Here is a 10752-nt window from a genome sequence, read left to right on the forward strand (position 1 = left end):
GGTGACGGGCAGGAGGATCAGGCCTGCTTCTCGGCCTCGCGGATCTCGGCGACCGGGTCGTCGGAGATCTCGTCGCGGTGGTCGTGCAGGTCGCGGTCCTGGATGCCGTTCGGCACGAAGCAGACCGCGATGAAGGAGACCACGCCCAGGGCGGCGATGTACACGCCGATCAGGTAGGGGTTGCCGGTGCGCTGCAGGATGAGGTCCGAGATCATCGGAGCGAAGGCGCCGCCGATGATGGACCCCAGGGCGTAGCCGATGGAGATGCCGGAGAAGCGCACGTTTGCCGGGAACATCTCCGCATACATCGCGGACTGGGGGCCGTAGGACGGGCCGAGTCCGATGGTCAGGATGAAGACGGCCAGGGCGAACAGCGGCAGGGAGGCGGTGTTCAGCAGGGACCACATCGGAATGGCCCAGGCGATCACGATGCCGTAGCCGATGAGGAAGGTCAGCTTGCGGCCGATCTTGTCCGAGATCCAGCCGCCGAACAGGGTGAAGACCAGCCAGCCGAAGCCGCCGATGAGGGACGCGGCGAGGGTCTCGGTGCGCTCCATGCCGAGGGCCTTCACGCCGTAGCCGTTGAAGTAGGCGATGACGAGGTAGCCGGCCGCGTTGTTGGCGGCGAAGATCAGGGCGGCGAGCACGACCCACGTGGAGTGGCCGCGGAAGAGGTCGCCGAGCGGGGCCGACTCCTCCTTCTTCAGCCGCTGCATCTCCTGGAAGACCGGGGACTCCTCCACGGCCTTGCGGATGAGGTGGCCGACGATGATCAGGATGAAGGAGAACAGGAACGGGATGCGCCAGCCCCAGGACATGAACTGCTCTTCGTCCATGAAGGTGGAGATGCCGAAGATCATGATGGTCGCCAGGATCATGCCCAGCGGCACGCCGATCTGTGGGTAGGCGCCGAAGAGCCCGCGCTTGCCGCGCGGGGCGTGCTCCACGGACATCAGGGCCGCGCCGCCCCACTCGCCGCCGGCGGAGAAGCCCTGCAGCAGGCGGAAGAGGATCAGGAGGATCGGAGCCCAGATGCCGATGGTCGCGTAGGTCGGCAGCAGGCCGATGAGCACCGTGGCGGCGCCCATGCCGATCAGGGTGAAGACCAGGACGACCTTGCGGCCGAACTTGTCGCCGACGTGGCCTGCGACGATCGCGCCGAGCGGGCGGACCAGGAAGGAGATGCCGAGGGAGGCCCACGCGGCGATCTGTGAGCCGGATTCACCCATCGGCTCGAAGAACAGCGGCGCGAGCACGAGGCCGGCGGCCTGGGCGTAGATGAAGAAGTCGTACCACTCGATCGTGGTGCCCACGAGGGTGCCCGCGAGGACCTTGCGCTCTTCGCGCTTCTTCGCGGCGGAACCCTGCCCGAGCGTGTCGGTGTAGGTGGTGCTCATGAAAACTCCAGTGGGAAGACGGTGCGAGAGTGTCCGGTCCGCCGGAGCGGCTGGACAGCCGAGTCGAGTGAGGGGAACCGACCGTTCGGTCGGGAACTCGGTGGCGCCACTCTATCCGAGTCGGTGAGCCGTGTCACACCGTGTCGTGAGAATCCGCCCATGATGTGAGATGTGCCGCGTTGTCGCGTGGCTCAGGGTGCACAGGCTCGTCCAGCGGTGATGACACGACGACGGCGCCGTCACCTCGTGAGGTGACGGCGCCGTCGTCGGGAAGCGGCTCCTGCAGGAGCCGGTCAGCTGCGGCCGGTGAACTCCGGCGTGCGCTTCTGCTGGAAGGCCTTGAAGCCCTCCGCGTAGTCCGCGGTGTTGCAGAGGTCGCCCTGGGCGACGTTCTCGGCGTCCAGGGACTCCCACAGGCCCACGCGCCGATCGCGGATCTGAGCGACGAGCTCCTTGGAGGCCTTGAACGCCAGGGTGGCGCCGGAGGCGACCTGCGCGACCTTGGCGCGGGTGAACTCCAGCAGCTCGTCCGCCGGCACGGAACGGGAGAACAGGCCGGCCTGCACAGCCTCGGCGCCGGAGATCAGCTCCGCGGTGTAGATGAGGTCCAGGGTGCGGTGGGCGCCCAGGCGCTCGGTGAACAGCCAGTGTCCGCCGGAGTCCAGGGTGGCGCCGAGGTTGGCGAACGGGGAGCCGATCTTGGCGTTCTCGGCCACGTAGACCACGTCCGTGGCGATCGCCAGGCCCAGGCCCACGCCCAGGCACGCGCCCTGCACGGCGGCGAAGGTCGGCACCGGCAGGTCGGCCATGGCGCGCAGCACCGGGGTGACCTTGTCCCGCAGGTAGGCGGTGGCGTCGTCGTCCGCCGGGACGACGTTCGAGATGTCACGTCCGGCGCAGAAGCCGCGGCCCTCCCCGCGCAGCAGCAGGGCGCGGACCTCGCCGCGCTCGGCCGCGGCGGCCACGTCCGCATAGGCCTTGCCGAGGTCCGCGAGGGCGGCCTCGTCCAGGGAGTTCATCTTCTGCGGGGCGTTCAGGACGATCTCGGCGATGCCGTCGGCGATGGTCAGGTCGATCATGGGAACCCTCCTCAGGAGTCGAAGTCGACCGTGATGGTGTCCGAGGTCGGACGGGTCTGGCAGGTCAGCACGTAGCCGGCCTCGACCTCGTCCTTCTCGAGGGCGTAGTTCTCGTCCATCTCGTAGGTGCCGTCGGTGACCTTGGCGCGGCAGGTGCCGCACACGCCGCCGGCGCAGGCGAACGGGACGTCCGAGCGCACGCGCAGGGCGGCGTTGAGCAGGGTCTCGTGCGCCGACTTCGGGGACTCGACCTTGCCGGACAGGCCGTCGAGGTTGAACTCGATGGTGTAGTTGTCTCCGGCCGGGTCGGTCTCCACCACGCGGCCGGACTGGCCCTCCGGGTTCTCCGGGCGGCCGGTGGTGAACAGCTCGAAGCGGACCTTGTCCTCGGCCACGCCGCGCTGGGCGAGGGAGTCGCGGACCAGCTGGACCAGCTCGAACGGGCCGCAGAGGAACCACTCGTCGGTGCCGTTCACGTCGATCACGCGGTCGAGGAGGGTCTCGAGCTTCTCGGCGTCGATGCGGCCGGACAGCAGCGGGGAGACGCGCTGCTCGCGGGAGAGCACGTGGCTCACGGTGAAGCGGGCCGGGTACTTGTCCTTCAGGTCGCCGATCTCCTCCGCGAACATCACGTCCATGGCGGAGCGGTTGGCGAACACCAGGTCGAAGCGCGAGGTGTCCGAGGCGGCCAGCACGGCCTTGGCGATGGACATGATCGGCGTGATGCCGGAGCCGGCGGCGAAGGCCACCAGGTGGGTGTTCTTCTTCTCGGACACCTTCTCGGCGGCGAGCTCCTCGGCGTTGTTCATCGAGGTGATGTGGGTCCGGGACGTGAAGGCGCCCTGCGGGTTCATCACATCGATCTTCTCGCCGACCTCGAGGACCTCGTTGGCCCACGTGGAGAACCTGCCGCCCAGGTCCTTCTTGACGGCCACGCGGATCTCACCGCGGCGGGGCACGGCGCAGATCGAGTAGGAGCGGCGGATCTCGGCGCCGTCGATCTCCTTGCGGAGCGCGACGTACTGGCCCGGGAGGTAGTCGTAGTCGTCCGCGAGCTCCTCGGGGACGGTGAAGGTGACCTCCACGGAGTCCGAGGTCAGCTTGCGCAGCCCGGTCACCTCGAGGGTGTTGAACGTGGCGCGGCGCTTGCGGCCGATGGGGGCGTCGGTGGTCTCGGTCATCAGTGCACCTTGAAGTAGTCGAAGGGTTCGAGGCAGTCGTTGCAGGTGTGGAGCGCCTTGCAGGAGGTGGACCCGAAGCGGGTGATCTCTCGCGTGTTCAGCGAGTGGCAGCGCGGGCACTTGACGGCCAAGCCGATGCGCACCGGACCGTCGGTGGTCCGGGCCGCAGGCGGGGCGATCCCGTACTCGCTGAGCTTGGCCTTGCCCTCGTCGGTCATCCAGTCCGTGGTCCACGCAGGCTGCAGCACCAGGCGCACCTCTGCGTCCTCGAAGCCGGCCCGGGACAGGGCGAGCTTCACGTCCGTGGTGATGGTCTCCATGGCGGGGCAGCCGGAGTAGGTCGGGGTGATGACCACGACGGCGCGGCCGTCCTCTGCCCGTGCCTGACGGAGGATCCCCAGGTCCGCGATGGACAGCACAGGGATCTCCGGGTCGTGCACGGTGGCGGCGGCGTCCCAGACCTGCGCGTCGGCGGGGTCGGCGGGACGGAGCTCGGCGGCTTTCACCACTGCGCCTCCGGGTACCGGCGCGCGAGCACCTGCATCTCGGCCAGGATGTAGCCGCGCCACTCGGAGGTGGCGCCGGAGCGGTCGAGGCCGCGGGCGGTCGGGGAGGTCGGGACCTCGAGGCCGGCCTCGGTGATGGCGCGCGTGATGCGCTCCAGGGTCGGCTCCTCCAGCGAGGACGGCAGCACGGCGATGCCCTGGCCGGCCAGCTCGGCGGTGTTCTCGTCGTCGTAGAACAGCTCGCCGACGTACGGCCACAGCTCGTCCAGGCCGGCCTGCATGCGGCGGGCGGACTCCTCGGTGCCCAGGCCCAGGCGGTTCAGCCACACGGCGGCATGGTCCTGGTGGTACAGGACCTCCTTGAGGGCCTTGTTCGCGATGGCCGAGAGGGTCTCGTCCTTCGAGTCCACGAGGCGGGTGTACAGCTCGTACGAGTAGAACGAGTAGTACAGCTGGCGGGCGATCGTCTTGGCGAAGTCGCCGTTCTCGGCCTCCACGAGGCGGGCGGAGCGGAACTCCTCCTCGTCGCGCAGATAGGCGAGCTGGTCCTCCGTCTTGCCCCACGCGGTGCCCGCGTAGGTCAGGAAGAAGCGGGCGTGGCCCACCAGGTCCAGGGCGATGTTGCCCAGGGCGATGTCCTCTTCGAGCTCCGGGGCGCGGGAGATCCACCAGGACAGGCGCTGGCCGAGCATCAGGGCGTCGTCGCCCAGCTGCACGGCGTAGTTCGCCACGGCCTCCGAGGCCGTGGAGCCGGACTCGGCGATCTCCTCGGCGGTGATGGCCACACCGGCGGACTGCTTGGTGGCCGAGTCGTTGGTCGCGAAGCTCACAGGTGCGGCACCCCCTCGGACTGCTGGTAGTAGGTGGCGTGGCGGTAGGACTTGCCCTGCGCCGACTCGAAGAAGCCGCCCTTGGAGTCCGGGTCGGAGGCGGCGATGGCCTCGGCCGGGACGACCCACACGGAGGTGCCCTCGTTGCGGCGGGTGTACAGGTCGCGCGCGTTGCGCAGCGCCATGGTGGCGTCCGGGGCGTGCAGGGAGCCCGCGTGCACGTGGGACAGGCCGCGCGAGGCCCGGACGAAGACCTCCCAGAGCGGCCAGGCGTTCGAGGTGGACGTGTTCTCGGTCATGGGTCAGGCTCCGATCAGCTGGGTCTTGGCCGGCTGGTTCTGCTCGGCCTGGCGGCGGGCGTAGGCGGCGGCGGCCTCACGGACCCAGGCGCCGTCCTCATGGGCCTGGACACGGCGGGCCATGCGCTGGACGTTCATGGGGCCTCCGCCCTTGATGACGGACATGAACTCGTCCCAGTCGAGCTCGCCGAAGTCGTAGTGGCCGCGCTCCTCGTTCCACTTCAGGTCCGGGTCCGGCAGGGTCAGGCCGAGGGCCTCGGCCTGGGGGACGATCATGTCCACGAAGCGCTGGCGCAGCTCGTCGTTGGAGAAGCGCTTGACCTTCCAGGCCATGGACTGCTTGGAGTTCGGGGAGTCCTCGTCCGGCGGGCCGAACATCTGCAGGGCCGGGCCGTAGAAGCGGTTCACGGCGTCCTGGGCCATCTGCTTCTGCTCCGGGGTGCCGTGGGAGAGGGAGTAGAGGATCTCCCAGCCCTGGCGCTGGTGGAAGGACTCCTCCTTGCAGATCCGGACCATCGCGCGGCCGTACGGGCCGTAGGAGGCGCGGCAGAGCGGCACCTGGTTGCAGATGGCGGCGCCGTCCACGAGCCAGCCGATGGCGCCCATGTCCGCCCAGGTGCGGGCCGGGTAGTTGAAGATCGAGGAGTACTTCGCCTTGCCCTGCAGGAGCTGGTCGTTCAGCACGTCTCGCGGGGTGCCGAGGGTCTCGGCGGCCGAGTACAGGTACAGGCCGTGGCCGGCCTCGTCCTGCACCTTGGCCATGAGGATGGCCTTGCGCTTCAGGGACGGGGCGCGGGTGATCCAGTTGGCCTCCGGCTGCATGCCGATGATCTCGGAGTGCGCGTGCTGGGAGACCTGGCGGGTCAGGGACTTGCGGTAGGCCGGCGGCATCCAGTCGCGGGGCTCGATGCGGGAGTCCTCGGCGATCAGACGATCGAAGTTCTCCTGACCGGCGGCGTCTTCCTCGGACGCGACGGCGGCCAGAGTGGTGGTGTTCTCTGCCATGGGGTGTCACCTCATTGCTTGCGGCGTGTTCTCGCGGGCGGCGTCGGTCTGCGTCGCCTGCGCGGAAGCGGGCGCGGACAATTACTGACCGTTCGTTCAGGATAGGTCAGGGTGCGGGGGTGGTCAATATGTCCGCGCCGCCCGGTTCCGGCATCTGCCGCACACGGACTGCGGGCCGTCCCCTCCTCCACAGGCGCCCGGTCCCCGGGCCCTGTCCACAGTTCCCGACGACGGCCGCGCACCCGGGTGCCCGCCTCGCCTAGCGTCCGGGGCATGGTGACGAACGTGATGACATGCGCGGCGGCGCAGGCCGGTGTGCTCGGCTGGCTGGCGGGGGAGACCGGCGGGGTGAACGCGCGCCGGCGGGACGCGGCGGCGGCGGTCGAGCAGCTCGAATGGGTCCTCGGGCGGCTCCGTGCGCAGCGGTCGGACTGGGAGGACTGCCTGCGGCACCTGTCCTGGGCCGAGGAGGTCCGCTGGGTCTCGGACGCCGCACGCGGCTATCTGCGCCAGGTCGCGGACATGAAGGCACGCGGGAGCAGGGTGCTGGACCTGGTCGCGGAGGCGGAGGCCTCTCTGTCGGCAGCCGTGGAGCAGGCCCGTGCCGCCGAGGCGGAGGCGATCGCCGAACAACAGGCTCTTCAGTGGGCGGGGAAGGCGGTGGCGTGCGGATGAGCAGGCAGACGGATCGGACCGGCATCCGGCGGGTCTCCGGCGGACCGACCTCGATCATGGCGGACCTGGACGACCTCGAGCATGCCTGTCTCGGGCTGGAACGACTGGAGCCGGCCCTGACGGCCCTGCGCATACCGGTGCGCCAGTGGGCGGAGGAGCTCCCGGCGCACGCCGAGGCGGCCCCGGCGGTCCTGGACGTGACCGTGCGGCTGCAGGACCTGGAGGTCAACGCGGTCCAGGTGCAGGAGATCGCACGGACGGCGGCCACCTCGGTGCGGATGTCCGTGGACCGCTACCGGGCCGCCGAACGCGGGGCGCGGCATGCGGTGGAGCGTGTCCAGCTCTCCGCGGGGGAGGTCGTGGGCCACGTCTGGTCCGAGGGGCAGAACGGGTTCACGGTGGACGAGGCGGAGCTGCTGGTGCGCAACTCTCTGAACTCCGTGACCCAGGGCGCCCTGGCCAAGGGGTTCACGGCGGGCATGTTCGCCGGGGCGATGAGGGTCCCCGGCATCGCCCGACACCGCGATGTCCTCGACTCCCGCGCCGCCGCCCGCACGGCGAAGGCGGGAAGCGTGACGGGGACGGACCCGCGCTCGGCCACACAGAGGGCGACGGCGAAGGGCCGCACGCTGGGGGCCAGGTCCACGCTGGCCGACCCCGCCGGGACGCTGGCCGGCTGGATCATGGACGGCCCTGTGGGGGACGTCTACGACGAGGTGGTCAACTGGGAGAACTTCTCGGAGGCCAGCCTCCGGCATCTGGCGCAGCAGCCGGTGGAGGTCGTCGGAGCCGCCGAGGCCGTCGAGGACGGTCCCGAAGCATTGGACGGCGGAGTCTCGGCCGTCATGGGGCTGCAGGAGCAGGTGTCCGGCGCCGGTCCGGGACGGGTCATGGTCACCCGGGTCCGGGCCGCGGACGGCCGAGACACCTACGTCGTCACGCTGCCGGGGACCCAGAGCCAGGACCTCGAGGCCCAGCATGCGCTTGGGGAGGACGGGACCCGCTATGAGAACTTCACCGGGCTGGGCGGCATCGCCGACGCCGTGGGCAGGAACTCGCAGCGGACCGGGGACGCCGTGGCCGCGGCACTGGCGGCCGCCGGCGTGCCGGACGGCGCCCGAGTGCTGCCCGCCGGCCACTCCCAGGGGGGACTGCACGCGGTGAACCTGCTGTCCCACGAGGCGCTCGCGTCCCGGTACGAGATGGCCGGCGCCTACACGTACGGGTCTCCGACGGCGAACCTGCCGACACCGGAGGGGACGCCCGTGCTGCACCTGGAGGACGAGCATGACCTCACCGCGGCCCTGGACGGCGGACCGAACCCCGCCACCGTGGACCGGGCGACGGTGACCTTGGCCTCGACGCCGTCGGTGACCACGGAGGAGTTCCAGGAGTACATCGAGTACCTGCGCGTCCTCGACGAGGACTACGACCTCTCCGAGGTCCCGGAGAACTACGAGGCGATGAAGCGCCTGCCCGCGCACCTGGCGGACGTCCCCGAGCGATTGATGGAGCACCACGGCATCGGCTCGTACCGCGGGCTGGTCGAGGCCCAGGAGGCGCGGGGGGCCGAGGCGTGGGGCGAGGCGGCCCCCACGGTGGCCGCGCTGGGTCTGCTCACCGGCGGGAGGGTGCTCTCACAGAAGACGGTGCCGCTGGGGCGGCGGCGGCCGGAGCCGTGGGAGCGGCAGCCGCCGCCGGCGCATCCACGGGCCCGGCTGGGCCGGCTCGGCGGCCGGTGACGGACGCGGCTCAGCGCCGCTCGGGCGCGATGCGGTTCGTGATGGAGGACATCACCAGGGAGACCAGGGACACGATCACCGCGGCGAACACGGCGGTGAAGAAGAAGCGGTCGATGTGCAGCTGCATCGGCAGGAAGGAGGACAGCCAGGAGGTGAGCGCGAGCATGGCGGCGTTGATGATCACCGTGAACAGACCGAGCGTCAGGCAGGTGATGGGCAGGGAGAGGAACGCCACGATCGGGCGGATCACCGCGTTCACGGCGCCGAACAGCAGGCCGAGCAGGGCGTAGGCGACCACGGTGTTCGCCGTCTGGTCGTCGAACAGGTGCAGGGAGGAGGACAGGGTCACGTCCATGCCGGGCAGCAGCCAGACGGCGGACCAGAGCGCGATGGCGTTGACGGCGAGGCTGAGGAGGAATCGGGTCATGGAACCACTCTCGCAGGTCCGGCTGGACCCGGGGTGAGAACAGGCGGCGGCGCCGCCACCTGCAGCAGGTGACGGCGCCGCCGTCGGGACGGGGCCGTCAGGGCCCCGATGCACCGGATCAGTTCTGGTCCAGGAGCACGCCCTCGAAGAACTCGTTGGCCTGCTCCGGGGCGTCCAGCGGCAGGACCGCGGCCACGTAGTGGTCCGGGCGGACGATCACCACGGCGCCGTCGCGGGAGATGCCGCGGACGTCGAAGATGTCCGGGCCGTGCGAGGGCAGGCAGGTGGCGAAGATGTTGTTCAGGTCATACAGGCCCAGACAGCCCGAGGTCGGCTTGAACAGGGCCGGCACGTCCGGGTGGGCGAACTCGGTCTGCTTCTGCTGGTAGACCACCTTGATGTCGAACACGGTGTCCTGCGGGGCGCCGGCCGGGGTGCAGCGGTTGCGGAAGGACGCCGGGTCCTGCTCGATCGCCGTGGCCCAGGCGGCGGCCTTCGAGTCCTCGGCGTTCGGCATGGCGGCGTCGGCGAAGACGTACACGCGCCAGCGGCCGTCGGCCTTGTGCAGGTGGCCCAGGTGCTTGGTGTTGGTGTCGCAGGAGCGCTCGACCAGCTCGGAGCGGAAGCGCTTGCCGATCGGGTAGCCGGTGGCCAGCTCCTGGTTCCCGCTGCGGGTCAGCATGGACGGCTGGTACTCGGTCATGAATCCGGCCGGGAACTCGGCGGTCTTGGTGTAGAACTCCGCCACCTCGTTCGGGTCGCCGAGCTCGTCGATCGGCTTCGCCATGAGGGTGGACCACTCCTTGTCGAAGTCGATCAGGTTCTTGGCGATGTCCTTGCGCTCGTCCGAGTAGGTGCCCACGAGCTCCTTCGGGGCCTGGCCGGAGAGGACCTGGCCGAGCTTCCAGGCGAGGTTCCAGCCGTCCTGCATGGACACGTTCATGCCCTGGCCGGCCTTCGCGGAGTGGGTGTGGCAGGCGTCGCCGAGCAGGAACACGGTCGGCTCGCCCACCCGCTCGCGGTTGTCGAAGCCGGAGGTCAGGCGGTGGCCGACCTCGTAGATCGAGTTCCAGGCCACGTCCTTCACCTCCAGGGTGTAGGGGTGCAGGATCGCCTGGGCGCGCTTGATGACCTCCTCGAGCGGGGTCTTGCGGATGGTGCCGTTGTCCCCCTCCGGCACCACGCCGAGGTCCACGTAGAGGCGGAACAGGTGGCCGCCCTCGCGCGGGATCAGCAGGATGGAGCCGTTCTTGGAGTGGATGGCGCACTTGGTGCGGATGTCCGGGAAGTCGGTGACGGCCAGGGTGTCCATGACGCCCCAGGCGTGGTTGGCGGCGTCGCCGGCGAGGGAGTGGCCGATCGCCTTGCGCACGCCCGAGCGGGCCCCGTCCGCGCCGACCACGTACTTGCAGCGGACCTGGCGGGTCGGGCCGTCGGCGACCTCGTTGCCCACGCCGTCGCCGGTGCGGCGCAGTGTCACGGTCACCGGGTAGTCGCCCTCGCCGGAGTCGTCCAGGGCCTCGAAGGCCCAGCCGAAGTCCGGCTCCATGCGGGTGGGGGCGTTCTTCATGTACTCGGCGTAGTAGTCCAGGATGCGGGCCTGGTTCACGA

11 protein-coding genes are annotated in these 10752 nt (G+C 70.1%); 2 read left to right on the plus strand and 9 right to left on the minus strand.

The window, feature by feature from the left end:
• Positions 1–17: 17 nt before the first annotated feature.
• From MLY01S_RS07925 to paaA, 7 genes are all read right to left on the minus strand, one after another.
• On the minus strand, positions 18–1397 hold the full coding sequence (locus tag MLY01S_RS07925; RefSeq protein ID WP_067190968.1) for an MFS transporter: 1380 nt from the start codon (positions 1395–1397) through the stop codon (positions 18–20).
• A gap of 293 nt (positions 1398–1690) precedes the next feature.
• Positions 1691–2476, minus strand: coding sequence for an enoyl-CoA hydratase/isomerase family protein (locus MLY01S_RS07930; protein ID WP_067190970.1), 786 nt, complete (start codon positions 2474–2476; stop codon positions 1691–1693).
• Positions 2477–2487: 11 nt separating this feature from the next.
• A complete protein-coding gene (gene paaE / locus MLY01S_RS07935; RefSeq protein ID WP_067190972.1) occupies positions 2488–3657 on the minus strand; it encodes a 1,2-phenylacetyl-CoA epoxidase subunit PaaE in 1170 nt (389 codons plus the stop codon).
• Complete coding sequence (gene paaD, locus MLY01S_RS07940; protein ID WP_067190973.1) at positions 3657–4166, minus strand: 1,2-phenylacetyl-CoA epoxidase subunit PaaD; 510 nt, start codon at positions 4164–4166, stop codon at positions 3657–3659. Before paaD ends, paaE begins: the two co-directional genes overlap by 1 nt.
• Positions 4160–4993, minus strand: coding sequence for a 1,2-phenylacetyl-CoA epoxidase subunit PaaC (gene paaC, locus MLY01S_RS07945; protein WP_067190974.1), 834 nt, complete (start codon positions 4991–4993; stop codon positions 4160–4162). Before paaC ends, paaD begins: the two co-directional genes overlap by 7 nt.
• A complete protein-coding gene (paaB, locus tag MLY01S_RS07950; protein ID WP_067190975.1) occupies positions 4990–5292 on the minus strand; it encodes a 1,2-phenylacetyl-CoA epoxidase subunit PaaB in 303 nt (100 codons plus the stop codon). The genes paaC and paaB overlap by 4 nt, the downstream gene beginning before the upstream one ends.
• Before the next feature lie 3 nt (positions 5293–5295).
• Positions 5296–6297, minus strand: a complete 1002-nt coding sequence (gene paaA, locus MLY01S_RS07955) for a 1,2-phenylacetyl-CoA epoxidase subunit PaaA (RefSeq protein ID WP_067190977.1) — start codon at positions 6295–6297, stop codon at positions 5296–5298.
• 273 nt (positions 6298–6570) lie between these two features.
• Here paaA and MLY01S_RS12430 point away from each other — a divergent pair, with 273 nt between their 5' ends.
• A complete protein-coding gene (locus MLY01S_RS12430) occupies positions 6571–6972 on the plus strand; it encodes a hypothetical protein (protein WP_127913502.1) in 402 nt (133 codons plus the stop codon).
• Complete coding sequence (locus MLY01S_RS07965; RefSeq protein ID WP_067190982.1) at positions 6969–8714, plus strand: hypothetical protein; 1746 nt, start codon at positions 6969–6971, stop codon at positions 8712–8714. Before MLY01S_RS12430 ends, MLY01S_RS07965 begins: the two co-directional genes overlap by 4 nt.
• A gap of 10 nt (positions 8715–8724) precedes the next feature.
• On the opposite strand, the gene MLY01S_RS07970 is transcribed toward MLY01S_RS07965, so the two are convergent.
• Both MLY01S_RS07970 and MLY01S_RS07975 read right to left on the minus strand, forming a co-directional pair.
• Entirely contained in the window at positions 8725–9141 is a 417-nt protein-coding gene (locus tag MLY01S_RS07970; RefSeq protein ID WP_067190984.1) for a phage holin family protein, read from the minus strand.
• Positions 9142–9259: 118 nt separating this feature from the next.
• A partial coding sequence (locus tag MLY01S_RS07975; RefSeq protein ID WP_067190986.1) for an FAD-dependent monooxygenase occupies positions 9260–10752 on the minus strand: 1493 nt, incomplete at its 5' end.

Source organism: Micrococcus lylae NBRC 15355 (assembly GCF_001570885.1).
GTDB classification, from domain to species: Bacteria; Actinomycetota; Actinomycetes; order Actinomycetales; family Micrococcaceae; genus Micrococcus; species Micrococcus lylae.